Genomic DNA, 23,519 nt, shown 5'->3' with positions numbered 1-23,519 from the left:
GTGTTTTATATTTATTTATAAGTTTACTTCTTCTATTAAATCTAATACTTTTTCAAAGAGTTGTGCTAGTTTCTTTTCGGAAGAGGTATTTTCATTTTCCTTAATTAATAGCATAAATAGTTTCTTAATTTTATAAATCTCTATCTTAGGGTTATAAATCTTTTTAGGTCCTTCCGCTGTTGGTTGTGATTCATCTTTTGTGGTTTGTATTAAATTGAACATCGTTCCATTTTCTGGACATTTTGTACAGTGCCACGCCGAAGTGTAATAATCCATTTCAGCCTTCTGATAACAAAACAAGCATTGAAAATACAATGTCTCCTCGAGTACATAATACGAAATTCCCTTTTCTTTCAGGAAAGAGGCAATCATAAACTTCATTTGAAAAATTTTCCTATATTATCTTTTTTATTATGAGAGGTCTGCATGAAAATCTTGAAATCACTACCCATAATTGCGTACTTTCCACCCCAATTATATGCTGGTAACTTACCTTTTCGACACCATCTTCGAATTGTTTCTTCGCTTCTTACTAAAATTGAGGCAATTTGGTAAGGGGTTAAAACCGAGTCATCAGGAATTGCACAAAATAAATCATGTAACTTAGGCTCTAATCCAAATTTCTTTAAATCTTTCATCCTTTTATTCTCCTTACATTTCCTGTTTTGATTATTGAATATAATATAAGATTGTTATCAAATAGCTTGAATACGTTCATAACCGTTTAACGGTGGATCTATCATAGTCACTAAAGTAATTAATAGTCTGAATAAAAATTTATAATTTGACCCTTTTCCTTACATTTATGACAAACCCTTAGGTTGCATGGTTAAAGCATCCAAACAGAAAAAACATGTAAATGTAATTTCACCATTATTAAAGTAATGGCTTATATGCTTTACTCTTAAGAATGACAAGACGTTAGAATTCATTGAGGCAATACCTGTTTTTGCATTTTGTTCAAAATTCCGATGCATAAATTGCTTGAAGTCACTTGCACAAATGGCCTATATTCCACCCAAATTGTACGCATAAGTTTACCGCTCCTGCACCATCGTTTAACCATTTCTTTATAAATACTAAGTAAAAGAACAATATTATGAGACATTAACTCAAACTTTTCATTCATTTCTTATTCCGCGTTTCACTAATGATTCATAAATATCATCTTTATTTAGAATAGTCCCCCTTGAATTTCATTGTCCGAATGCCGCATAAATACGTATCACGTTTAGTTCTTTTTTAATTTCCTCTTTTAATTTTCCCTTTTAGCAGACTTGCCATTATTCATATGCTTTCGGACAGAGACCATTTTTTCAATACCCTCTAGTGTCTTTCCTTCACCATAAGCAAATTTAAAAACAACAATTTTAAACAAGTTGAAATCATCTTTTTTAACATTAATTAGAGGGTAACGGTCAAAAAAAGGAATAACTATTTCTAGAACATCCTTGAACTTCGTGACCCTGTACATTACGGCTTTTTTTCCTTTGAGAACTGTTCCACACCCTAAAAGATTTTTTATTTGTTCGAGGATTTCAAAGTCATCCAGTTTTAAGTTAATCCCGAAAGTAGGTACCACATTAAAACCAGTTTTATGGGTTTTGCTCCTTTTTACCGCCAAAAAAAATGAACCCTCCCCCATTGTAAAGCCTGTTACTATGCCAGCCATAAAAGGAGTAATTCCGTCCCGTTGTCTTTCAATAATTTGTGCTCCTTTTTCCCATTGGTTCTGGTACTTTTTTTGTTGCATGAATTTATATCACCTCCATAGTTAATACACTCTTTTCATTCAAAACCAATTGCCATTTCATTCTCTATTGATGGTTGAACCTTGTAGTACCAAATAAACCTTCTACCAACATAGGGACGTTTAAAATCGTAGTGTTCAAAATGTGTTAAATCTATTTCATTAACTTGGTAATAATTTTCAAAATAAAACCTCATAAATGAATATTGGTCTTTCCTACTTTTATACATTTGAAAATCTTTAATAGGAATAGGAAAAGCATTTATAGAAGTTTTAGTTCCAGGTCTTAAATAAAAGTATAAGTGAAAATATTGCATTCTGTTTAAATGAGTTGCTTCCTCCTCAAAAAAGACGGTTCCCTCTTTCTTATGAGCTATTAACAAGCGTTTTAGCTGTAACAATTCCATATCTAAACTAACTTGCATCTGTGATAACTTTATTTCCAAAAGTGTAATCTCCTCCTCGGATGTATTCTTGTTGTAGAAACACTAACTACCATTAATAGTTAATGTTGCCAATTAAAGTAGTTTTATTCACATAAATGAACGATTTATTACATTAGTGAACATTTATATTAAAAAAAGCTGTCCACACTCTTAGTCATAATTGACTATCTAATTTGCAAACCCTTTTTTGTAATTCAATATATTCACATTACTTCGGTCAATTTACTCACTGCTATTTTACATAACTTCGTAGCTAGTCACGTTAATTGAGTTACAAAAAGCCCATTAGAATAATGGGCTTTTTGTTTAATTTATATCGGCCTGACTACCTAAAAACTAAATTCGTACAATCCTTCACAATCTTAGTTTTGTTAGAATAGAGAAAAGATATCGTCAAATCACCATCAAGTTTAAAAAACAATTTGTAAACTGCTGGTTGTTCTTCATAGGTATTAAAAAGGAGGCTGATGACCATGGATAATATGAGAGATTACCAATCTTCATAGTTTTTTCTCTAATAAAAACGATTTTATTTTATGGTATTTATTTTCATTTGCGTAATCAATAGCTGTTTTATTCTCTAAATCCTGTATTTTGTAATCCGCACCTTTATTTAACAGTAATTTTACAATACCTTCATACCCATACTCGCTTGCATACATTAAAGCAGTTTTTCCATCATTATCCCTATGATCTATAAGTACTTCTAAGGAAATTAGGACTTTAACTATTTGTTCTTCTCCATTGTATGCCGCTTTAATTAATTCAGTTTCATTCCACTTATCTACCTGATTTAACTTTGCTCCATAACTTATAAGGAGTTTTAGAATCTTTTTCTCTCCTAATTTAGCAGCGAGCATTAGTGGAGTTACACCGTCTCCATTTTTGTAATTTATATTTGCTTCATTCTTTAATAAAAGTTCGACAACTTCATGATGACCGCTAATTATTGCCTTTTCTAAAGGAGTTTTTTTATATGAATTTATTGAATTTACAGTTGCTCCCCTTTCAATAAGAAATTTGCAAATTTCAAATTTACCATTGCTCGCAGCAAGATGAAGAAGCGAGTTTTCATCATAAAATTTATAATCGACATCGAAATCTTTTTGTAAAAATAATTTTAAAGTATCAATATTACTTTCTTTTACTATTAAATCTACTACATGCACATTACTATTATCTTTAAGATTTACATTTACACCTTTATTTAGCATTAATTTTAGGATGCTTCTATTATGTGAAGATATTGCATACATCAACGCACTCTTACCTTCATTATCTTGGACATTAAGATCATCAGAATACATAATTAAGAGTTCCGCAATTTCTGTATTGCCCTTTTCAACAGAATATAATAATGGTGTTTTACCCTTAATCCCTTTAATTAACGGATCGGCACCCTTTTTTAATAACAATGCCGTCATTTTAGTCAAGTTATATTCAATTGCTAAAAATAAAGGTGTTTTACCTGATTTATTTTTTAAATCAAAGTTGAAGTTACTTTCATTAAGTTTTTCGATTCCATTAACATCATTATGTTTAATCATTTCAAATATATTTATGTTATTTATTGGAGCACCAATTGCAATTACTGAATTATGTTCAATTCTATAACTACTTTTGTGGAAAAGAGATATGTCTTGTAGATTTTTATTTAAGCTTAAAGCCCAGGTCTCAACCACCCAGCTAGCAATACTCTCGTTTATGCCATAATTATCATAGAGTTTTCTAACAAAACTTAAAAGAAACTCCCTCGTTACAAAATCCTCCTGTATTATTTTTTCAGGAATCTTCTCTTTTAGAGATAGGGAAAATAGAAAAATTTCTCTTTTATAAAATTCCTTTTCCTTTTTAAATAAAGAATTGAATTCGTCTGGGTTAGGTATATCATTTTCCATAACATATTTAATCAGTTTTTCCCTTGGAAAGCTGAATAACCAATCATCCTTATATATAAGAGGAAAATTTGTTGAAGAAAACTCTTTAACTCCCCTTGCTTCGTTTAAACAATTTTTCCCTCGCTGCACCAAAAGCTTAGCTTTGCTTATCGGGGCAGAAACTAAAATTCGTTGTAATTTTATTACTCTTAAATTCACTAAATTCTCAAAAACACTAATATTGTCGATAGGATTTCCTGATAAATTAATTTCCTCTAGACTAATTAATCGCGACAGCGGCTCAATTTCTTTAATCAAATTATAAGAAAGATCAAGCTTCCTAATATAAACAAGATTTTGTAAAACACTTATGTTGGCTATTTTATTCCATGCTAATTCGAGACTATCCATTTGCTCACACGTTAAAAGAGCGCTGATATCCCCAATTTTATTACTACCAGCATTTAAAGTTTTAAGATTATTAAGATTCTTTATTGGATTAATGCAGGATATTTCATTCGACTCTATGTCAAGAGTATTCAGATTTATTAAGTTACTGATTGGACTTATGTCGATGATCTTATTTCTTGCTAAGTCTAATTTCTCTAAGTTCACTAAACCTTCTAAAGCAGCGATATCGTATAGATTATTATGGGATAGTTTTACATTTACTAGCTGTTTCAATTCCCTTAATGGACTTAAATCCGTGATTTTGTTTCCGCTTATTTCTAACGTTGTCAAGGTCTTTATTTTACATAAGGGGCCGATATCAAAGGTTTTTTTTGAACTAATACATAGTTTTCTAAGTTTTGTTAAATTTTTTAATGGAGCAATATCATTTATGTCTGAATATCCAATATCAAGTTCTATTAAATTTTCGGCAAATTCTAAACCATCAAGACTGGTACATCCCCAAACTCTTAACGAAGTGAGACGAACAAGATCTCCTATTGTAATTTCTTCACTTATATTTAATTCATTTTTTATTTTTTTCCTGATTTCAGAGTCTTTTACTGCTACTACTTGTAGCTTATGCTTCTGCGTTAACAATTTTTTCACTACCTTTATACTTATTCTTATATAGATTTTATCGACATTTTTAATAATATTTAGATATATTACCTTTTTTTATTTAGATAAATATAGGAAAATCTCAATAAACTAGGCAAAGATAGTACTTTATTTAAAACCATATTCCTAGCCTCTGCTATATTATTTCTTAGGAAAAGGATTTCACGTCAGGATCTGCTGCATTATAAATCCCGTTGACATAGATATGAGTAGGCATAAATCGATACTTTTAAAAAATTTAGTGGCCCACCTACTTGAGATTACCTAAATCCAAATTCAAAATCTAAATCTTCATCGAAGGGACCAGATATGTTTAAATGGATGTAATTTAACTTATCTGGGTTTTCATTAACAAACTTTCATTCGTTCCCTCCACCTTTACTGTATTAACGCTTCGTTATTACTTCTATTATAACGATACATAACAAAACAATTAATAAAGTGCACGTTGAAAAACTCTCTTAAAAAAATCGTAAATAATCCCATCATTTTTGCTATATACGAAAAATTTTATGTATTAGTTCATTTTGAGAAGGATTCATATTCAGGAACAACGAAACATTAAGTACCAGGCTTCATTGCATTTCGATTGGAGGTAAAAACCATGCTAGAAGATTTCGGATTAAGGGTAAGGAGAATACGGGAAAATAAAGGAATTTCCCTAAATCAGTATGCTAAAAAGTTGGGAGTGTCCTCGGGCTACTTAAGTAATTTGGAAACGGGTAAAACTGATAAAATCCCCTTGACGCTGTTAGAAACCCTACAAAAAGAACTCGTCATTCTCCCCATGAACCCCGCAATACATGGACAAGATGATACAGCATTTCGCTTAAGCAGATTACGCCAGCGGCATCATGAGCTGATGGCTAGAAACTCAGAGGCCGCTGAGTTTCTATTAGCTTCATTCGAACATGGACTGGATTATTTTCTTAATAAAGAATGAGCGAAGAGCCTTTTCTTAAGGCTTTTTTATATGTCCATAATCTCTCTAAATATAGTATAATCTACATGGTTTTCTCTCCTTGCTTTTTACCTAGATGTAATATATTTCTACTATACTGGATAGTTTCATGCGATTCAGCAAAAATAATGGTAGAATTTCACAAACAGTTGGGGCTTCCTCTTTGTTTTTGGTTAATAAGAAAGAAAGACTTTTCGATTATTAAGATAAGAAAGGAAGTTAAAAGCGAGAAAATTAAAAAATAGATTCAATAAATATACAGTAACTACCATGTAGTGTTGTTTGGTATCGCTATCATGCTTACTGATTCTAATCATTCCTTCATTGCTCGTACAATTACAATTACTGCACTTTTTGTTATGGGTTGGAGATTTTTGAATCTACATATATCTGCATCAAAAACCTGGAAACTAAAGTATTGGCGTTTTTGGGATAAGTGTAAAATCGCCATTTTGTTTTTTATTTGTTTATTAATGATCGACTACATAGAAACTCCTTATTTCTCCCCAACAACCATTATTTTATTAATAGTAATGTTAGTATGGGATGCTATGATTACAGCCATAGAAAAGTGACACCTCTGCCAAATTTCAGAGCCATCTCGGACAGATTATAGAGCCACCTCAGCCATAAAATGAGCCACTAAAATATGTAAACATAAGAGACGTGCACTTTCTTTGGAGAGACGGGCATGATAGCCTTGTAGGTGCCAGCTCTGTGTTTGCTGGCTTTCTGGCTGGGAGTCATGCCGTTTCGGCAATGTGAATCCCCCTCATGTTTGTCTTCTACTAGAAAGAATGTTCCATTAGGTACCCGAACATTCAAAAGGATAGAAAAAAAGCCCTGGATTTCTCCAAAGGCTTACATATTACTAATGTTTTCGAATGCGGAATCCTGTTTCGGTCGTTTCTGTGTAAAAGGAAGGAACATAATCTAGAGGGGCAGCCTTTTCCATGTCACTCTCGTATGGTCTCTCCCATACCCAGTTCAACTGACTTATTATCTTGCCGAGTAAAGAGGCCAATTGTTTTTTTTGAATTTCAGTGACATACATACTTACATCGTCATGTATGCTATTACTCAATTCTTCCATCATCCTAATCAAGTAGGTCAACCACTGATTTATATATAGAGGTTCAGCACCTGGATTATCCTTCATAATTTCTGAAAGTAGGATTAATTCTGCTTCCTTATTCGTGAACCTAGCCTGATTCATGGTCTGGTCAATGGCACGGTTTTTTTGTGGTTCATACAACGAGGCAAAAAGTTGATGGCGGCCAATTTTTTTCAGAGCATCCCCGTGTTCTCCCGTCATCCCTCTGTTGAGGATCATGCGATAGAGTTCGCTGCGTAGGGTGTCGGTTATGTCTAAGGAGTAAAGGACTTCCAAAGCATGCTGGCTTCCCCTAACTTTTGCTACTTCTTCACGTTTTTGCGGGTCAATACTGAGACTTTTTTCCATTCTTTTTACTCGATGCTTCTTGGGTTTTAGAAGATCAATCATTTCTTGATCGGTTAGCAGACCCTTCAGTTGAATATCATCTATCTCGAATTGTTCTTCAGCTCCAATTATTTTCTTCGCGGTATTATGCATGTGAAACCTTTTCGTCTGCCTTTCCAGTCTTGATGTGGGGATACTAACAATATTTACAGGGATCGTTTGGTTTGGAATGCCTTTCTTCCTTAATACTAAATAACGGCGGTAGCCATCAATCAAATAATAAAAGCCTTCGTCATTTGGCCCTTCAACGGTTAAAGGAGATAACAGACCTAATTGGTTCATGCTCGCTTCCATACTTGATAAATCAGGATTTATTCTGTCGTTCAAATCCCATATTAGGTTTTCTAGATACACTTCCCTGACCGTCACTTTACATTCCCCTTCCGCTACCTTTTAATAAAGAATATGCATGATAAAAGTTGTACTATTTTCACTTTTTACATAAGGTGGTAGCAGGAAGTCTGTTGGCCCAAAGAGACCTCTATTGGTTTGTTAAAAAAAGCATCTTCAGAAGATGCTTAACCAAAGTGCTGATATTTTTCTTCAAAATGGCTTGATACCATTTCTTTAGCTAAATTATACCTTTGAACTACATACGCATATTCATTACTGCTAAAATGGCTTAACCTATGCGAGCCTTCGGTATTGTTTATCATATAGAACATTTGGTATATTTCAATGGTTTTCAAGCTTTCTAGGGTATTCGTTTCTACCAGCTTATACTTTACCTTTTCATACTCATTAAATTTCAGGTCTACATGAGTACCCACTGTCTGGTTGCTTTGGTCATCGTAACCTTTATTGAAATATTCCTCTAGCCACTTCATTTTAGATACATTTTGCTTAATCTCATTAATTAAAAATGTCCTTATAATTGATTCAGTATTCTTTCTTCCAGTCGATTCTCTTTCATCTTCACTTTTATTTTGTTCACTAATTTGTTTTTTTGTTGCCCAAATTGAGGCTCCACCACCAATAGCAGCACCAAGCAAACCAATACTTCCATTTATTAGCATTTCCATTGTATTAACATCCAAAAAAATTCCCCCTCTCTACTCTTCAATCTATCATAATACGATACTTTCCTAAATTGGTATGTTTCACCAAATAAACGATTTTTTCTTTTTGAAGAGCTTTCTGTATGTTATCGGCTACACCAATATAAATTCGCCCTGGAATTAATTCATGGTAATTTTTCATATGGATTGCTCTATTATAGTGTAATTATAAAAAAAGTCAGGGATTAGTTTCCCCCTGACCCTAGATACTTTTATTCGCCAGTTTCAGCAAATTTTTTGATACGGCCACCAATTTCATCGCGGACACGCTGGAAGAATGCCCATTTCTCTTCTTCTGTTCCTTCTGCTTTTGCAGGGTCATCAAATCCCCAGTGTTCGCGTTTCACATGTGGCGGAGTCACAGGACAGTGATCGGCTGCATGACCGCAAAGCGTCACAACTAAATCAGCATTATTTAAAATCTCTGGATCAATGACATCTGATGTCTGGTTAGAAATATCAATTCCCGCTTCTTTCATAGCTTTCACAGCGTTAGGGTTTAGCCCGTGTGCTTCAAGTCCAGCACTTTTCACTTCCCATTCATCGTTATTTAAATGTTTTTTTGCCCAACCTTCCGCCATCTGGCTTCGGCAAGAGTTACCTGTACATAAGAAGTAAATTGTTTTTTTTGACATGATGAATTGCTCCTTTTTGTGTAATTATGTTAATGAATGATAACCAGCCATAAGTAGAGACCTACCAGTGTAATGAAAAGAGTAGGAATGGTCAGGATGATTCCTGTTTTGAAATACGTTTCCCATGAAATTTTGACTCCTTTTTGTGACAATACATGAAGCCACAACAGGGTAGCGAGAGAACCAATCGGGGTAATTTTCGGCCCTAAATCAGAACCAATGACGTTTGCGTAAACCAGTCCTTCTTTGATGACACCAGCCGTATGTGTGTCGGCAATTGCAAGAGCATCAATCATGACGGTCGGCATGTTATTCATGATGGATGAAAGAATGGCCGCAATGAATCCCATCGAAATGGTTCCGATAAATAATCCCTGGTTAGCCGCAGCCTGAATGACATCCGCAAGCACTCCAGTCAATCCAGCATTTCTTAATCCATAAACCACCACATACATGCCGATCGAGAAGAATACGATAGCCCATGGAGCTCCTTTTACTACGGCTCCAGTGTTGACGGCCTTGCTTCGTCTAGCCATTAATAAGAAGAAAATGGCGACAATTCCTGCAATGAATGATACAGGGATGTGTAAGAATTCGCTGATAAAGTATCCAGCTAATAGTATCGCTAGTACCAGCCATGATAATTTAAACATCTTCAGATCTTTAATCGCATCCGATGGCTTCTTCAACTGGGCTATATCATAATTCTTCGGAATGCTTTTTCGGAAATACAGATATAAAACCAGGATGCTTGCCGCTAAGGAGAAAAGATTCGGAACAATCATACGGGATGCAAATTCCGCGAATCCAATTCCAAAGAAATCGGCAGACACAATGTTCACGAGATTACTTACCACAAGAGGCAGTGATGTGGTATCTGCAATAAAACCGCTGGCAATGATGAATGGAAAGATCATCTTGTCTTCCAACTTCAAGTTACGAACCATTGCCAAAACGATAGGTGTTAAAATCAGTGCAGCTCCGTCATTTGCAAAGAATGCGGCAACGAGGGCACCCAAAATACTTACATACACGAACATCTTGATTCCGTTTCCTTTAGCGGCCCGTGCCATATGAAGGGCAGCCCATTCAAAGAAACCAATTTCATCTAGAATTAATGAAATGATAATAATAGCAATAAACGCTAAAGTTGCGTTCCACACAATTTGTGTTACGTCGATTACGTCATTGAAGTCTACAACTCCAACTAAAAGTGCAAGTATGGCACCACCGCAGGCTGACCACCCGATGGATAAATTCCTGGGCTGCCAGATGACTAATGTCAGCGTGAGCAAGAAAATAATACTTGCTAAAACAACCGAACTCACTTGATGTATTCCTCCCCGTTAGTCACAGCAGATTCTTTTCCCCTGTGTTTCTAGTTCTTCTACTTTATATCGTTGACTAGGTAAGTCAGAGATAACGTGTTGTACAAATGTGTAATACGGAGAATTAGGGTTCAATGAATAAAAAATCCAATGTCCTCTTCTGGTTTCTTTCACCAATCCGCTGTCTTTCAGTTTTCGTAAATGCTGGCTTATCGCTGGCTGGGTCATGTCAAACAGATCCACAAATTCACACACACAGCATTCATGCTCAGACATGATTTTCACCATGGTTAGACGAGTCTTATCGCCGAGCACCTTCAGAAGGTTAGCAGCCGTTTCTATGTCTAAAACTTGATCGGTTTGCATCAAATACCTCCAAATTCTAAATTAGTACATAGTTATATACTTATAATCTATTTGAAATAAAATGAACTTTACCAAGTTCGAAACCCATTGTATAAGCAAACTCTTATATATGCAACCATTATTATCTCCGTCCATTTAAAATTTACACTAGCTTTACAAAGGAAATAACATTTGCAGTAATGTGTGTAACTGTGAAGTACATTATTTTCTTACCTGATGGGATTTTTTTACTACTTGTACATATATTTTGTAATAGTTAATAAGGGGGTGTCATTGTGTATTCCTATTTTGTACTCGCAGTTTCATTAGTTTCAATTATTTTTATTATAATGGGTGCTGTTTTAATGGTTAAACAGATCATCGGGAAAGGAAAGAAGGATGGCGTGGATAAAGTTTTCAAATATGCGCTAACAGGGATTTTAATAGGTGCATTCGCGAACTATTTAAGCAATTCTCCGCCTCTTACATTACAAACTGTCTTGTTAGTAGCAAAGTTTATGTTAATTCTTTTTTTAGTAATAACTCTACACGAACTGGGGCACTATCTTTCCGCAAGAGCTTTTAAAGTGCCCGTCACGGATTTTTCAATCGGTATCGGCCCAATGTTATTTAACTTCAAACATGGTGGCACTTTTTATCAATTTAAGGCTCTTCCAACCATGGGGTATGTAAAAGTGAATCGAGATGCCGAAGAAAAATTATCCCTATATAAAAAATGCATCTTTTACCTTGCTGGAATACTTATTAACTTTATTTGTTATTTCATAGCATTTAGCTTTTATCTTGTACAAACAGGGCGGCCAATCTTTGAATCCCTTAAATTAACCCTTAACAAGTTTATTGCTGTATTCCCCAATTTTTATCACATAATTACAGACTTAAAATTTTCAGATATCGTTACACCAGAAAGGGATTTAGAAAACTCCATTGGAAACTATATTTCAATGGCTGAGATTGCTCAGGAATTCTGGTTAGGCTTTGCAGTAATAAGTTTACTATTAGGACTGCTTAATTTAGTCCCCATTCCCGTATTGGATGGAGGTCGTGTAGCTTTAGCAATTCTCACATCTTTCATGGGTTTAATTGGTATCCCCATGAAGTTCATCAAGCAATTCTTTTTTTCATTGATAGCGTTGGGAGCTTTGGTCATATGGGGCCCATTAATCATAAATAACATTTGGTCTGCAAGCGAATCAATTGGTATGAGTCTACTGGAGTATTGTCTTTGGATGGGTATAGCAGTAACCGCCTTGATTAACATTCAAATATTTATAGCGAACAGAAAAGCTAAAATAAACCCTACCGAATAATACCGTCACAGTCGTTAGACAAAAAAGCCGCATCAGCGGCTTTTTATGTTTGTAGAAACACTGATACTCTGCTGCACTTGATTTCTATTCGTTATTCCACATTTTGAATGGAAAAGACCAGTCTGTTCTTTTCATACTAGTCTAAATTTGTATTTACCCGCAGCAAGAAGAACTTTTGATCTCAAGCCTGACTGGAACACTGCAACAAGAACTTGTTTCCTGTACAGGATTTTCTGAAGTACAGCAACTAGTCACTATATTCGTGCTGCAAACTCCTGTTTCAGGAAGCTCCAATTGAACTTCTTTTGCCGCTTCCAGGTCCCCTGTCAAATAAGCGACCACGGATCGAACCTGTTCATATCCTGTTGCGAGTAAGAAAGTCGGCGCCCGCCCGTAGCTTTTCATCCCGACGATATAAAAATCCTTCTCAGGCTGACGCAGTTCTGCTTCCCCGTGAGGTCTGACAGTCCCACAGCTATGGATATTGGGATCGATTAGCGGCGCAAGAGCCTCCACGCTCTCAACAGCAGAATCCATATCCAGCCTAATTTCATTCAGGAAGGTTACGTCTGGCCTAAACCCAGTACTGACGACGATTTCATCGATTCCCTCTACTGAAACTTCTTCGTTTCCTGACTCTCCTGTTACCATAATGGTGCCATTCAATTCCTTTACACTGCTTATATAAAATGGCGTATGAACAGTAATTTGTTTCGATTCGACTAATCTTTGTATGTTGATGCCGAGTTCCCCGCGGGCTGGCAATCCGTCTCTTTCCTGGCCTCCATAGACATCCTGCACCCTGTTCTTTCGAAGAACCCAGTGAATGCCCGTATCTTGGAATTTTGCTTTCAACGCTGCTAATTCAAGTAGGGCATTGATGGCAGAATGGCCGCTTCCAATCACCATTACGGTTTTATTCTTATATCGCTCTTCAAGTTCCTGTACGTTCGGAATTCCATAGAAAATCCGATGTTTCAATGTCTTTTCTGCTTTTGTCCAAATACCGTTAGAGAGGATGGGATTTGGATTTGTCCATGTTCCTGAAGAATCAATGACCGCCTTTGCCTCAAATACCTTTGTGTCTCCGTCCTTTTCTACATACAATTGGAAGGGAGCATGATCCCTTTGGGCTGTTTTCAGCTTATCGAGTCCCTTTTTAGCAACTCCCACCACTTTTGCATTTAACAAGATGTTCTCTTTTATTTCTGGCAGGTTGTTTAGCGGAACAAGGTAGTTTTCTACCAGTTCGCGGCCTGTTGGAAGTTCCTGTTCTTTCGGAGAAGTCCAGCCTGACTTCTCAAGTAACTCCTTTGCCGCTTTGTCTATATTGTACTGCCAAGGTGAAAACATTCGGACGTGCCCCCACTCAAGAATGCTTGAACCGACACTGCTTCCTGCTTCAAACAAGATAAATGGCTCGCCCTTCTTAATTAATTGAGCTGCTGCGGCGAGCCCGACAGGCCCACCCCCGATAATTGCCACTGGTAGTGTTTGTTTTTTTATTTGATCCATGTTCCATACCTCCTATATTAATAATTTTTCCATCGCCATCACATCAACAAAAGATCCATCTAACAATCCTTGATTTTTATATACTCCTACAATTCGAAATCCCATTTTCTTGTACAGACTCTGCCCTAACTCGTTAAACGGGAATGTAGAAAGAACGATTTTGTGAAATGCCTTTTCTTTTGCCAGTACTTCAATCGCACTTATCAATTTTCCGCCAATGCCTTTTCCTCGGTATTCTCTCTGGATATAAACGGAGAGGTCAGCTACGCCGTTATAGGCAATACGGGCATTGTATATGTTTAAACTCGCCCATCCCACTACAACATCTTCCATTTCTGCTACTATCGCTTTGTAACGATCCCCATGTTTATCAAACCAATCCAGCATATATTGCTGATCCTTTTCTTCCGTCTCTAATGTTGCAATTCGGTCAACAATTCCTTCGTTGTAGATTGTCATGATTTGATCTAGATCTCTACGATTAGCATTTCGAATCCTAATATCGTTCATTTCGAGGGCCTCCCTGGTCACAACAACTCTAAACCACCAATATTACTGAGATATGTATACTTCTTCGCAACAAGATTGTCTTTAAATTATTAAGGAGTGAATGATTCACCTCCATAAATCAATTTTTTTTGATTTATGACACAAGTATATTAGTAGTACTTTCCAACTGCAACATTTATATCAAAAAAAATTGATTTATCTTCAAGAACGAACTCTGGATACATAAAAGATTGACTGAATAATAAATATCGGTATAGTATGAATACATCAAGAAGATTTGATTAAGAAAAGGTGAAATGAAATGAATATTGAAGTCCCGCTCCAAGACATATCCATGGATGAATTCCTTAATAAATACGAAGCAAAATTCAAAGCTCTGGCAGATAAAAAGCGCCTTCAAATCATGAATATCCTGACTCAAAAAGGAGAAATGTGCGTCTGTGATCTCACCCCGCTTATGGATATGACACAGTCCAAATTATCATATCACTTAAAGATATTGCTTGATGCCAATATCATCTCAAAAGAAACCAGGGGAACCTGGAGTTACTATCAGATAAACCAAGATGAGATCAATCATCTGCTTTCTCATGAGCTTTGTTGTGTGTTTAAGCCATCTTGTTCCTAATCTTTTTGAGTTTAAAATCAATTATTTTTGATTTAAGGAGGACTCTATATGACAGTAAATCATGGGGGAGCACTAAAAAAGGAATATTTTTTGTCCTATATAAAACTCGTTTGGGCATCACGCTCTTGTTGCCTAGCCCAAGCTAAAGATTTGACCATGCAGATTTTCTTTAAAAATAACAAAGAACTATATGGAAAAGATACCTAGAAAAGCTTTCTAGAGGCATATGAGGATTTAAAAGAAAAACAAGCAGGTTAACTGCTTGTTTTTTTTACTACTATAATACAAATTCAACAAAGCTCGGAGACCTCATTAACCCCGCTTTGGTATAATCCTGAAACTTTACTTTACATCTGATCAGGGGCTCCAAGTGTATCCAGCTAGAATCTTCTTCCTTCACGATCTGCTGCGCTATTTTCCAAAATGCTTTCCGTTCATTTGGAGGCACGAACTCACACACGCCAACATATTTTCCATCCTTAATTATGGACCATCCGAAATTGTCTTTCCGAAGCCCAGCAATCTGTACTGTTTCCTGCCTATAATTTTTCACTTTGATCCAATCCTGACTTCTGGTATTCAGGTTGTAAACACTGCCTTTCCGCTTTGACACTATGCCTTCTAGACCCATCTCTTTAACAGCATGGAAAAGTTGTAACCCGTCATCAAAATTCTTTGCTTTAGAGATTACTTGACTATCTTCTACAACTTGTTCAAGTATAGCCAGTCTCTCCTCTAACGGCTTCTTTGTAATGTCCTTCCCATCTATCTTGAGAATGTCAAAAGCAACGAAATGGGCTGGCAGCTCCCTTGATACGAGTTCCACAGACTTCCTAGCTTGAAATCTCTTCATCACCGACTCCCAGCACGGCTTTCCTTGATCTAAGACAATCATTTCTCCATCAAGGACAACATCTCTAGGGAAACGAATCTGCATATCGGGGAATTGTGATGTGCATTCATTCTGATGGCGTGTGAAAAGCCTGACTTGATGATTCGACGATGAAAAAATGCAGCGGAACCCGTCAAATTTAAGTTGATGTATATAATCTCCTTCAGGCGGAGTTTCTGATTTATGCAATAACATTGGTTTCAATGGTTTATCAATCATATAATCACCAAGATTATCATAACAATGTAGTCCATTTTCGCCCAGTGGGAACGGTTGGAATTCTTTAAAGAAATCCTTAGACGTTTCAACGTTTCAATAAGATCCTTTGACTAATACACCTTTAATCTTTAGCTATGCATTGACGGGCCAGCTTTACTGTTTTGAAGTAATTTAAGAATGCTAAAATAAAGATCAACATAAACATGATAAAAAGAAACAGATGGGGGATAACCGTGAAAAAGAATCATGTTATCAGCTTGTATGTTTTCGCTGTCCTGCTCCTTGCCTTTCTCCTTTTTATCGGAATCGAACTTAAGGAGGTTAATAGTAACCTGGAAGGAGTCCAGTACAACCTAGCAAATATCTTTGACAGCATCATTAATTTTTCACATTGAAATGCTTGAAAAATAACCTGATGGCTAAGAGGATCTTGCGGCAAGTGCATAAAAATAACCCCTCCAATCGGCAGGGGTTTATGTTATATGGCTGACATGCAATATTATCCACCTTGTATATCTATTACTTCTCCATTCTTATTTAATCCTCTAACAACAATTGTTTCCCGATCTATTTGTAGGTAATAATTCATACCTTGATGCTTAATAAATTTAGCTTCTTCATAAGTTACTTCTTTCTCAGATTTGGTCTCTATCATTCCCTTTTTCATCATGTTCTTGCAGATATTCATGATAAACATGCATATTATCGTTCTCATAATGTGTCCATCCATTATGACCGATGTTGCTCCAGCCTTCTTCATCATTACCTCGAAAGAAAGCTATTGCAAGTGGAGTATAATTAGCGAAAGGGAGTTCTTCTTCTTCAGGTTTAGCCGTGTACATAACAATAGTTACACCATCGTACTCCTCAGTGTGGACTAACTTAATTGCTGGATATGGTATTCCTTTTTGAATGGCTTCCCTAAGATTATCGTATTTACCAAATTCAAAGTCTGATAACCAAAACACAATAATTATCCCAATGGATATAAACACAATTAGGGCCAAACTGATAGACTTTTTCATTTTGCTCTCCTTAGTAAACAATGTAATTACTACAAAACGATAAAAACAAGAGATACAATACCGCAGTTGCCAATGCACTATTGACCAGTACTTATAACCAAGAAGATTTTAAGGCCCTTTTTATTTAATTCCTATGTATGGCAACCCACTATAATACCAAGTGTATTGACCGAAACAATAATGCTAATAAAAATACACCACGAATACCGTCCCGATGAATACAGTGTCTATTGTGAGGTAAAAAGAAAAAAGACCTATTCCAGGTCTTTTCCAGATAAAAGATGATACAAAATTTTTGATTCTTTTTTTGGCAGTTGCACATATTTACTTTGGTCTGTAAACATAATTTCTAAAACATCTTTGTCAGGTTGTTTCCATAAGTAATAACTGTCCGCTTTCTCTGAAGCATGAGTACTGTTGATGTTGGTATACATCATAAAGTCGGCTTGCAGCGGATTCATCTGAACCTTTGCATTCACCCATTTTGCTTGATGCAATATAGATTGAACTATTTTCACATCGTCCTTTTTGGAAATATGCCGTTCCGTCCTGAAAGAGCCTTTCTCCCCTTTTACAGGCGTTAGGACATCATAAAATGTCTCATTGTTTACATTGTTTACAAGGGAACATCCCGCCAACATAAATATCCATACAAAGCTAACCAACAGAGTTGCATAATTTTTCATCCTACACCTCCTTGGAATCCTTCATTTTATTCTCATTAGCAAGAGTTTAGTCATTAGTGGCCAAAATCCTGGTGATTGAACGAAAAACACAAAATAACAGAATGAAAACAAAAAAAGAATGCCCCAGTAGGGACATTCAGCTTCTTGCCATTTCAATAGTTTTGTTCAGTTGTTCGATATTATCCATGCCTTTTGAATAAAGCTGCCAACCATCTTTTATGTTGACTGTTTTATTTGCACCTAAAAAGAAACTGATGGTTTCATTTGCCCACGCTTCCAGTGGTTCAGCGTGATCTTTTTGGGCAAAATCTCTTACTTTGGAAAGGTTGTCTATACTGTTATTAATATCTGCTTTAAGGTTTTCCATAAACGTTTGGTTCAGAATTTTCTTTCCGTTTGCATCTTTGATATACATGGGATCACTATCCAAAACATGGTCTCCATCTTGAGCCATTTCATCGATAATAGCCATTATTACTCCAACACGCTGGTCGGGTGTTGGGGGCTTAGGTTTTCCGTTGCCTTCATCATCTGTGTCATACGCAATGACAAAATTATAACCCGTCCTTTTATCGAAGCCATATCCATTATCGTAGTATACAAATGCTTCATGCGGGTCGCTTCCGTCCAGTGGTTCAGTTTCATTCCACTGCGGGTCATCTTTCGGGAGGATACCATCTTTCGGAAGCTGCCATTCCGCAAAATACTTTCCCATTTCTTTATAAGTGGAAGAAAGTTCCGCCAACTTCTCTTCTTTTGTATGTATAACTTCTTTTTCTTTTGTATGCACAACCTCTTTATCTTTTATAACATCGCTCGCCTGAACTACCGTTTCTTCTTTTTTATCCGTTGTTTCTTTCGCACCGCACCCAGCTAAAATCAAAGCGGAAGTGATGGTGAATGCACTGATACCATGTGTAATTTTCATGCTGTTCCCCCTCTGTTAACACCTGTTATTTTATCATTAAAATCCTCTAAAAAGAAAAGTATTTCCAAATAATAATTTCGATAATAAACCACAAAGCTGATTTTACAATTGCAAGGATAGAGCGTTAGTTTTGGTCTTTATAATTATCTATGTGAAGTGGGTTCCCTGTATAGTTTTCTTCATCGAAATAATTTTTCATAAAACCACAATACCTCCTATTACGTCTCTTGACCTACCCTGCCACGTTAGTTCATTTACGGTCAGGTATAAAAACTATTTTATATTCTGGACCGAGTTCTTCTTTTACTTTTTCCGTAAGATGTTCCCCTCTTGAATTATGTTCCTTTATAGAGATTTTCTTATATAGACCAGTCCATTGATTTAACTCCACCTTTAAATTTTCTGTTATCGGAAAGTCCTCGATATCAAGATTTTCCCCACATTGGTTGCACCAAATTGCATCAGCCACAAAATCAGCTTCGATTTTTAATGAATTTGTAATTTTACAACTACAAAGATCTTTTAGCATTAAAAAGTCAGCTCCCAAAATTTCGAAGTGTTTCCAACTAAATTGTCCTTTAGCGGAACAACAAAAAAGCTGCCATAGCAGCTCCAGCCTTGTTCAACAAACGCACCTGTTTGTTTAAGTTTTAGGATCGGTGTTTATTTCTTGTTGATTAGAGGGGAAATCAATCTTCTGTAAATTTGTTTCATGTACTAATTCAACATTAAATTGGCTTCCTGATTCACTGATTTCACAATAGCCCGAAGAATACTTATGTATAACCGTATAAACCTTGCCATTGTATCGTACTTCTTCTGCTTTCAAAGTAACCCGCCTCAATTTTCTTTTAATCAGATTACATTATAAAATAAAACCAAGTAAGTGCATAGGATTATTTTATAATTACAGAAAAAACGAACAACCAGTCTTATTCTACTAACTCACCCGTTAGTTTAAGTGCAGCTTTTCACAAATTTGTTGTGATAAAAATAAAAAGTGAATTTTATCTTGCAGTCGTACTATCTACTTAGATCAGAATAAATTTGGTCTCTAATTTGTCTATGTATCCAAGAGTCTTCATCTATATCTACATGAGAAGTTAATATATATCGCCTTCCACCTAAACAACTTACTCGTTTCCTATTTCCATTCCAATCTCTCCTAAATTCCTCTTGTACGTTAATAGCTCCTTCTACATTTTGATACCCACATGAAAAACCTGCTCCTCTTTGAGAACATGGGATTTTTCCTAAACCTGTACATGGATCTCCGTTCACGATACAGTTATTTTGGTACCAGTTCTTAATTAAATTTCCTCTAGGTACGTCTTGTGCCCCCAAACTATTCTTCAATCCAAAAACAGGATCTATGAGCCCAACAAAATCAGGTATCCTATTAGTTACTTTAGATAATCTACAAGCTGCCCATCCACCATAGCTATGTCCAATTATCGCCAAATAACTTGGACTTGTTGTCCGATGATTTATCTCCGAGTTAATGTCATTAACGTCTGGCTCCCCAAACGGGTTATCATCTTCATTTCGATTCCAACTTCTTCGAAATATATTTTCAGGGTTAATTTCTAGAGTATATAGCTCTTTACGTAACATATCACGTATTCGCTCAATTCCAGTAGTCCCAACAGAGGAACCACTACGACCACTAATACAAACTATAACAACATTTTCGTTCATTTGATGAATCCTCCATAAATAGAGATGCACTAAACGAACACCTTCATATGTCTAAAACTCTAATATTTGCTTAAACATTTTTTAGCAAACGTATTATGCAATAAAAACACAATATGAGCAGCCAGTTCAACAACTCCCTGTTTCGCTTAGCTACCGTAATTAAATAATAAAAACCTTATACAACTCTTCCGTACTTAAAAATCTTCTCTGATGATCGGAATACTAAATGGTTCACCAATCCATTCTTGCCATTTAATATTATCTCTCTTTAATTCACCAACTTCTTCTTCGACATCCTCTCTGGCTTTTTTTGGAGTTTTCTCCCAAGAGGAATCAGCTATACTTATTCCTTTTCTATACACAAGGTTCGGCGAATATTCCTCAGATGCTTCGAAAACACGAACTTGATATCGCAATTCTGACAAGGTATGTATTCTTACTCGAAATTCACACCAAACTAGCTCCTTTTCCAAATTCATTTCTGGAACTAAAAACACTACATTCTTATAAATTAAAGACAAATTACCATCACCATTTCATAAAATTTATTTTTCGGACTAAACTTTTTAAATTTTATTCTGTATATTCAGGTACATAAATGTTGAATTTCTCCAAGTACTCTTTCGTACTGTCGTAAGCTTTTCTTTTTATTTCTTTTCTCAGGTCATTTGAAATATTCCAGCCAGTTGATCTAACGCGACTAACATCTAAAAAAATGGTTCTGGATATGTCAGTATCATTTAAATGTGTATGGTTTTGATACTCTTTTAAGGTTCTAATGAGGTGCTTTGTAAAATCATAGATGTTGGTAATTGGATGAACAATCGCTTCTTTTGTATTAAAAAAATTAATTACATCTCCCGAATCTAATCGAAATCCAATAGTTTCTTTATTCGGTTTATAGTCAGTTTCTGTAATATTGGTGATCACTAGTTGTTTCTTTAGCTTATTTGCAGCGTCATAGTTGGGTGGTGTATGCACTCTAAATAATTCAGTACTTTCAATAAAACCTTCTTCATCAAAAAGTCTAATTGGGTAGTTCATTAAAACCCCCCATCAACATAACAATTTCCTTCCTTATCAATTATTGCTGGAAAATAGAGTGGTATAGACGCAGAAATAACAACTGCATCAATTAAAGGAGTATTTGGTGTAAGTTCATAGCAAAAAATTTTGGATGAATGTGTCGCTAAATTAGTACCTATAAAGTACATATCCTTAAAATTTTTTTCTTTTTGAACTTTTTTTATATCTTCAAAGGTTGAATTCTCATTACCAGTTGCGTTTTTTATTGCGTCCCCAATCCATTTTCTTAATTCTTCCCCTTTATTCCATCCATATTTATTTAATAATCTTCTTGTGTCCATCAGGTCAACCACGCTATTATCTTCTAAATCCTCAAGACTTTTTCCGTTTAAATATGCTTCAATCTCTTCAGAGTTTATCCCTAACCCCAGAAGTAATGCTGTTATTGCTCCTGCTGATGTCCCACCAACGCGTTTTATACTATTAATGACTGTTGATTTTTCTAGAGCTTTTAATGCTCCAATATATGCAAGCCCTTTAACTCCGCCACCCTCAAATACAATATTCCTAAAACGATTTGTCGACATATAACACACTCCTAATTTGGTCTAGTAAGGATTATTAATTTATTAAATTTAGGCTTAACTTATTCAAACTAATATAATTTTCTATCAGAATAAGTACCCAAGTGCTGTTAATCACCAGTTAAACACCGTTCTTCAATTTAAATGCCCCGTTAGATCAATAAAAAAAATGCCACCTTTGATGGTGACACTTCTAGTTTGAAATTGTTATGTTTACAATATTTTCTTTAATTGGTACATATAAATCTTCTTTACATTTTCCTTCTGGGTCTTCGGAAAGGTGATTCCTAAACCAATTTCCGTTAATAATTTATGGAAAAAAGGAAACTCTTCTTAAACTAACTGCCCCGTTAGTGCAACAAAAAAGACTGCATCAGCAGCCGAATGATCTTCAACTAACGCACCCATTAGTTGAAGTAGAACGCTAAGAAATTTTTATACCCGTCTAGGGCAACATCAACTTAAATGTTCCCATTAATCCTCAAACACCTAAAATGGTGATTTACTCGTTATCTTTACTCTTTTCGTTTATCCAAGATTGAAATTCAGTAATTACTTTCACCAAATCATCTAAGTTTTTATTTAGATTTTCTAAAATATATTTCTCTGTGATGCCTAAATACAAGTATTCAATATGCTTCCTCAAATCTTCAGGGTTTGGACTGTTTGATAAAAATATTTTAAGTTCCTCTAGTTCCTTAAGGACTAAGTTCCAAGTCTCCCTGTTTATTTCGCTTATGCCCCATAGAGAATATTCTTTGTAATGTTTTTCAATTGCCTTTGAAAAATAGGTAAAGGTTTTATCTGTAAAGAAAATGGACTCTTCACCCCAATTTACCCCCGAATATTCACCTGGTTTTATTTCAACGTAACAAGTTCCTTTCAAATTATTTAACTCATAAATAATTTCAATACGTTCCCCCATTATTCAAACCTCCGATAAGGCAGACAGTTTTTATAAAAGCTCTATTATTTTTCCCTCTTAAATTCTCTATATAAAGATACTCTATGGCTGAAATTAAAATAGACTGGACTTTGGTTTTTTAATTTTATTTTAAACTCTTCCAGTACCTTTTTTCTTTCCTGATAACTCTCATCATGGGCCTCCTCCCATAGAGCAAGATCTGCACCTTTTTCAATTAACTGGATCGCCTTCTTTTTAACAGAAGCGGTCAAAACCCTATGTCTCATTTGAAGACCTGCAAGAGAAATGAACAGAATTGATTCATCTGCCTGTTTATCCTCTTCATCATCGTAATCAGAAAACTCTTCCTGCCACGATTTTAGAATTATTTTTGTAGCTTTTCTTGGACTTACCCCTTCATCCATCAGTTCATTCCATTCATCTTGAATATCGCAAGATAAATCATCTTCCCATAAGCCAGAACCCCAAGCTCCCATCCTTTTTTCCTCCTCCATTTATATCATTTACAGTTCTATGCTGTCTTTTTTTACCAAGATAGAATCTCGTTTTCTTTGATTATATTTAGGTCATTCTCCTTTGG

Annotated in this window: 29 protein-coding genes; 5 read left to right on the top strand and 24 right to left on the bottom strand. The window is 35.5% G+C overall.

All coding sequences use genetic code 11. The annotated features are described in order from the left end of the window. Nucleotides 1-15: 15 nt before the first annotated feature. The 5 genes from CUU66_RS19835 to CUU66_RS19815 all read right to left on the bottom strand — a co-directional run bounded on the left by CUU66_RS19835 (nucleotide 16) and on the right by CUU66_RS19815 (nucleotide 5,123). Complete coding sequence (locus tag CUU66_RS19835; protein ID WP_142383757.1) at nucleotides 16-276, bottom strand: hypothetical protein; 261 nt, start codon at nucleotides 274-276, stop codon at nucleotides 16-18. A 101-nt stretch (nucleotides 277-377) separates the two neighbouring features. Continuing rightward, complete coding sequence (locus tag CUU66_RS19830; protein ID WP_101645141.1) at nucleotides 378-638, bottom strand: helix-turn-helix domain-containing protein; 261 nt, start codon at nucleotides 636-638, stop codon at nucleotides 378-380. 617 nt (nucleotides 639-1,255) lie between these two features. Further along, on the bottom strand, nucleotides 1,256-1,753 hold the full coding sequence (locus CUU66_RS19825) for an LAGLIDADG family homing endonuclease (protein WP_101645140.1): 498 nt from the start codon (nucleotides 1,751-1,753) through the stop codon (nucleotides 1,256-1,258). 35 nt (nucleotides 1,754-1,788) lie between these two features. Further along, nucleotides 1,789-2,196 carry a hypothetical protein gene (locus CUU66_RS19820; RefSeq protein WP_101645139.1) on the bottom strand — a complete coding sequence of 136 codons (408 nt, stop codon included), beginning with the start codon at nucleotides 2,194-2,196 and terminating at the stop codon, nucleotides 1,789-1,791. 500 nt (nucleotides 2,197-2,696) lie between these two features. Further along, complete coding sequence (locus tag CUU66_RS19815; RefSeq protein ID WP_101645138.1) at nucleotides 2,697-5,123, bottom strand: ankyrin repeat domain-containing protein; 2,427 nt, start codon at nucleotides 5,121-5,123, stop codon at nucleotides 2,697-2,699. A 625-nt stretch (nucleotides 5,124-5,748) separates the two neighbouring features. On the opposite strand from CUU66_RS19815, the gene CUU66_RS19810 reads away from it, so the two are divergent. Beyond that, complete coding sequence (locus CUU66_RS19810) at nucleotides 5,749-6,087, top strand: helix-turn-helix domain-containing protein (RefSeq protein WP_101645137.1); 339 nt, start codon at nucleotides 5,749-5,751, stop codon at nucleotides 6,085-6,087. 889 nt (nucleotides 6,088-6,976) lie between these two features. Here the strand turns inward: CUU66_RS19810 and CUU66_RS19805 are convergent. The 5 genes from CUU66_RS19805 to CUU66_RS19785 form a co-directional block, all read right to left on the bottom strand. Next, a complete protein-coding gene (locus CUU66_RS19805) occupies nucleotides 6,977-7,975 on the bottom strand; it encodes a ParB/Srx family N-terminal domain-containing protein (RefSeq protein WP_101645136.1) in 999 nt (332 codons plus the stop codon). A 149-nt stretch (nucleotides 7,976-8,124) separates the two neighbouring features. Continuing rightward, on the bottom strand, nucleotides 8,125-8,643 hold the full coding sequence (locus tag CUU66_RS19800; RefSeq protein ID WP_101645135.1) for a hypothetical protein: 519 nt from the start codon (nucleotides 8,641-8,643) through the stop codon (nucleotides 8,125-8,127). A gap of 233 nt (nucleotides 8,644-8,876) precedes the next feature. Beyond that, nucleotides 8,877-9,299: an arsenate reductase (thioredoxin) gene (gene arsC, locus CUU66_RS19795; protein WP_101645134.1), complete on the bottom strand. Its 423-nt coding sequence runs from the start codon at nucleotides 9,297-9,299 to the stop codon at nucleotides 8,877-8,879. A 29-nt stretch (nucleotides 9,300-9,328) separates the two neighbouring features. Beyond that, a complete protein-coding gene (locus CUU66_RS19790) occupies nucleotides 9,329-10,627 on the bottom strand; it encodes an arsenic transporter (protein WP_101645133.1) in 1,299 nt (432 codons plus the stop codon). Nucleotides 10,628-10,645: 18 nt separating this feature from the next. Then, complete coding sequence (locus CUU66_RS19785; protein ID WP_101645132.1) at nucleotides 10,646-10,993, bottom strand: ArsR/SmtB family transcription factor; 348 nt, start codon at nucleotides 10,991-10,993, stop codon at nucleotides 10,646-10,648. Nucleotides 10,994-11,268: 275 nt separating this feature from the next. On the opposite strand from CUU66_RS19785, the gene CUU66_RS19780 reads away from it, so the two are divergent. Continuing rightward, nucleotides 11,269-12,303: a site-2 protease family protein gene (locus CUU66_RS19780; protein WP_101645131.1), complete on the top strand. Its 1,035-nt coding sequence runs from the start codon at nucleotides 11,269-11,271 to the stop codon at nucleotides 12,301-12,303. Nucleotides 12,304-12,456: 153 nt separating this feature from the next. Here the strand turns inward: CUU66_RS19780 and CUU66_RS19775 are convergent, their stop codons facing one another. Then, nucleotides 12,457-13,818: an NAD(P)-binding domain-containing protein gene (locus CUU66_RS19775; RefSeq protein ID WP_101645130.1), complete on the bottom strand. Its 1,362-nt coding sequence runs from the start codon at nucleotides 13,816-13,818 to the stop codon at nucleotides 12,457-12,459. 12 nt (nucleotides 13,819-13,830) lie between these two features. Next, the gene (locus tag CUU66_RS19770) at nucleotides 13,831-14,328 is read right to left on the bottom strand and encodes an arsinothricin resistance N-acetyltransferase ArsN1 family A (RefSeq protein WP_101645129.1); all 498 of its coding nucleotides are present in this window, start codon (nucleotides 14,326-14,328) and stop codon (nucleotides 13,831-13,833) included. Nucleotides 14,329-14,629: 301 nt separating this feature from the next. On the opposite strand from CUU66_RS19770, the gene CUU66_RS19765 reads away from it, so the two are divergent. Then, on the top strand, nucleotides 14,630-14,956 hold the full coding sequence (locus CUU66_RS19765) for an ArsR/SmtB family transcription factor (RefSeq protein ID WP_101645128.1): 327 nt from the start codon (nucleotides 14,630-14,632) through the stop codon (nucleotides 14,954-14,956). Nucleotides 14,957-15,004: 48 nt separating this feature from the next. After that, nucleotides 15,005-15,163, top strand: coding sequence for a hypothetical protein (locus CUU66_RS24410; protein ID WP_180955368.1), 159 nt, complete (start codon nucleotides 15,005-15,007; stop codon nucleotides 15,161-15,163). A 70-nt stretch (nucleotides 15,164-15,233) separates the two neighbouring features. On the opposite strand, the gene CUU66_RS19760 is transcribed toward CUU66_RS24410, so the two are convergent. After that, nucleotides 15,234-16,043: an ATP-dependent DNA ligase gene (locus tag CUU66_RS19760; protein WP_257968075.1), complete on the bottom strand. Its 810-nt coding sequence runs from the start codon at nucleotides 16,041-16,043 to the stop codon at nucleotides 15,234-15,236. 257 nt (nucleotides 16,044-16,300) lie between these two features. Between CUU66_RS19760 and CUU66_RS24405 the strand changes: the two genes are divergently transcribed. After that, nucleotides 16,301-16,462, top strand: a complete 162-nt coding sequence (locus CUU66_RS24405) for a hypothetical protein (protein WP_180955367.1) — start codon at nucleotides 16,301-16,303, stop codon at nucleotides 16,460-16,462. A gap of 240 nt (nucleotides 16,463-16,702) precedes the next feature. On the opposite strand, the gene CUU66_RS19755 is transcribed toward CUU66_RS24405, so the two are convergent. From CUU66_RS19755 to CUU66_RS19705, 11 genes are all read right to left on the bottom strand, one after another. After that, nucleotides 16,703-17,035 (bottom strand): hypothetical protein, encoded by a 333-nt coding sequence (locus CUU66_RS19755; RefSeq protein WP_142383756.1) that lies wholly within the window; start codon nucleotides 17,033-17,035, stop codon nucleotides 16,703-16,705. Between the two features lie 311 nt (nucleotides 17,036-17,346). Beyond that, nucleotides 17,347-17,778, bottom strand: a complete 432-nt coding sequence (locus CUU66_RS19750; RefSeq protein ID WP_101645125.1) for a hypothetical protein — start codon at nucleotides 17,776-17,778, stop codon at nucleotides 17,347-17,349. Between the two features lie 136 nt (nucleotides 17,779-17,914). After that, nucleotides 17,915-18,706, bottom strand: a complete 792-nt coding sequence (locus tag CUU66_RS19745; protein WP_101645124.1) for a hypothetical protein — start codon at nucleotides 18,704-18,706, stop codon at nucleotides 17,915-17,917. A 250-nt stretch (nucleotides 18,707-18,956) separates the two neighbouring features. Beyond that, on the bottom strand, nucleotides 18,957-19,235 hold the full coding sequence (locus tag CUU66_RS19740; protein WP_101645123.1) for a hypothetical protein: 279 nt from the start codon (nucleotides 19,233-19,235) through the stop codon (nucleotides 18,957-18,959). A gap of 114 nt (nucleotides 19,236-19,349) precedes the next feature. Beyond that, nucleotides 19,350-19,535 (bottom strand): hypothetical protein, encoded by a 186-nt coding sequence (locus CUU66_RS19735; protein WP_101645122.1) that lies wholly within the window; start codon nucleotides 19,533-19,535, stop codon nucleotides 19,350-19,352. Between the two features lie 194 nt (nucleotides 19,536-19,729). Next, nucleotides 19,730-20,404 carry a hypothetical protein gene (locus tag CUU66_RS19730; RefSeq protein ID WP_101645121.1) on the bottom strand — a complete coding sequence of 225 codons (675 nt, stop codon included), beginning with the start codon at nucleotides 20,402-20,404 and terminating at the stop codon, nucleotides 19,730-19,732. 194 nt (nucleotides 20,405-20,598) lie between these two features. Then, complete coding sequence (locus CUU66_RS19725) at nucleotides 20,599-20,925, bottom strand: hypothetical protein (protein WP_101645120.1); 327 nt, start codon at nucleotides 20,923-20,925, stop codon at nucleotides 20,599-20,601. Nucleotides 20,926-20,977: 52 nt separating this feature from the next. Next, nucleotides 20,978-21,448: a hypothetical protein gene (locus tag CUU66_RS19720; RefSeq protein ID WP_101645119.1), complete on the bottom strand. Its 471-nt coding sequence runs from the start codon at nucleotides 21,446-21,448 to the stop codon at nucleotides 20,978-20,980. Then, the gene (locus CUU66_RS19715; protein ID WP_101645118.1) at nucleotides 21,448-22,017 is read right to left on the bottom strand and encodes a patatin-like phospholipase family protein; all 570 of its coding nucleotides are present in this window, start codon (nucleotides 22,015-22,017) and stop codon (nucleotides 21,448-21,450) included. Before CUU66_RS19715 ends, CUU66_RS19720 begins: the two co-directional genes overlap by 1 nt. Nucleotides 22,018-22,516: 499 nt before the next feature. Continuing rightward, nucleotides 22,517-22,939, bottom strand: a complete 423-nt coding sequence (locus CUU66_RS19710; RefSeq protein WP_101645117.1) for a hypothetical protein — start codon at nucleotides 22,937-22,939, stop codon at nucleotides 22,517-22,519. 44 nt (nucleotides 22,940-22,983) lie between these two features. After that, on the bottom strand, nucleotides 22,984-23,415 hold the full coding sequence (locus CUU66_RS19705; RefSeq protein ID WP_257968071.1) for a MarR family transcriptional regulator: 432 nt from the start codon (nucleotides 23,413-23,415) through the stop codon (nucleotides 22,984-22,986). Nucleotides 23,416-23,519 lie beyond the last annotated feature (104 nt).

Source organism: Peribacillus deserti (assembly GCF_002863585.1).
Lineage (GTDB): Bacteria > Bacillota > Bacilli > Bacillales > DSM-1321 > Paraperibacillus > Paraperibacillus deserti_A.
The sequence above is the reverse complement of the archived record's forward strand: the minus strand, read 5'-3'. Positions and strand labels throughout refer to the sequence as shown.

Bases quoted from the DNA above. Each gene is read 5' to 3' on its own strand.
- CUU66_RS19745 (WP_101645124.1), bottom strand. From the start codon at position 18,706: ATGAAAATTACACATGGTATCAGTGCATTCACCATCACTTCCGCTTTG.
- CUU66_RS19740 (WP_101645123.1), bottom strand. From the start codon at position 19,235: ATGCTAAAAGATCTTTGTAGTTGTAAAATTACAAATTCATTAAAAATC.
- CUU66_RS19835 (WP_142383757.1), bottom strand. From the start codon at position 276: ATGGATTATTACACTTCGGCGTGGCACTGTACAAAATGTCCAGAAAAT.
- CUU66_RS19830 (WP_101645141.1), bottom strand. From the start codon at position 638: ATGAAAGATTTAAAGAAATTTGGATTAGAGCCTAAGTTACATGATTTA.
- CUU66_RS19810 (WP_101645137.1), top strand. From the start codon at position 5,749: ATGCTAGAAGATTTCGGATTAAGGGTAAGGAGAATACGGGAAAATAAA.
- CUU66_RS19710 (WP_101645117.1), bottom strand. From the start codon at position 22,939: ATGGGGGAACGTATTGAAATTATTTATGAGTTAAATAATTTGAAAGGA.
- arsC (WP_101645134.1), bottom strand. From the start codon at position 9,299: ATGTCAAAAAAAACAATTTACTTCTTATGTACAGGTAACTCTTGCCGA.
- CUU66_RS19785 (WP_101645132.1), bottom strand. From the start codon at position 10,993: ATGCAAACCGATCAAGTTTTAGACATAGAAACGGCTGCTAACCTTCTG.
- CUU66_RS19705 (WP_257968071.1), bottom strand. From the start codon at position 23,415: ATGGGAGCTTGGGGTTCTGGCTTATGGGAAGATGATTTATCTTGCGAT.
- CUU66_RS19715 (WP_101645118.1), bottom strand. From the start codon at position 22,017: ATGTCGACAAATCGTTTTAGGAATATTGTATTTGAGGGTGGCGGAGTT.
- CUU66_RS19750 (WP_101645125.1), bottom strand. From the start codon at position 17,778: ATGAAAAATTATGCAACTCTGTTGGTTAGCTTTGTATGGATATTTATG.
- CUU66_RS19770 (WP_101645129.1), bottom strand. From the start codon at position 14,328: ATGAACGATATTAGGATTCGAAATGCTAATCGTAGAGATCTAGATCAA.
- CUU66_RS19720 (WP_101645119.1), bottom strand. From the start codon at position 21,448: ATGAACTACCCAATTAGACTTTTTGATGAAGAAGGTTTTATTGAAAGT.
- CUU66_RS19825 (WP_101645140.1), bottom strand. From the start codon at position 1,753: ATGCAACAAAAAAAGTACCAGAACCAATGGGAAAAAGGAGCACAAATT.
- CUU66_RS24410 (WP_180955368.1), top strand. From the start codon at position 15,005: ATGACAGTAAATCATGGGGGAGCACTAAAAAAGGAATATTTTTTGTCC.
- CUU66_RS19765 (WP_101645128.1), top strand. From the start codon at position 14,630: ATGAATATTGAAGTCCCGCTCCAAGACATATCCATGGATGAATTCCTT.
- CUU66_RS19760 (WP_257968075.1), bottom strand. From the start codon at position 16,043: ATGTTATTGCATAAATCAGAAACTCCGCCTGAAGGAGATTATATACAT.
- CUU66_RS19775 (WP_101645130.1), bottom strand. From the start codon at position 13,818: ATGGATCAAATAAAAAAACAAACACTACCAGTGGCAATTATCGGGGGT.
- CUU66_RS19730 (WP_101645121.1), bottom strand. From the start codon at position 20,404: ATGAACGAAAATGTTGTTATAGTTTGTATTAGTGGTCGTAGTGGTTCC.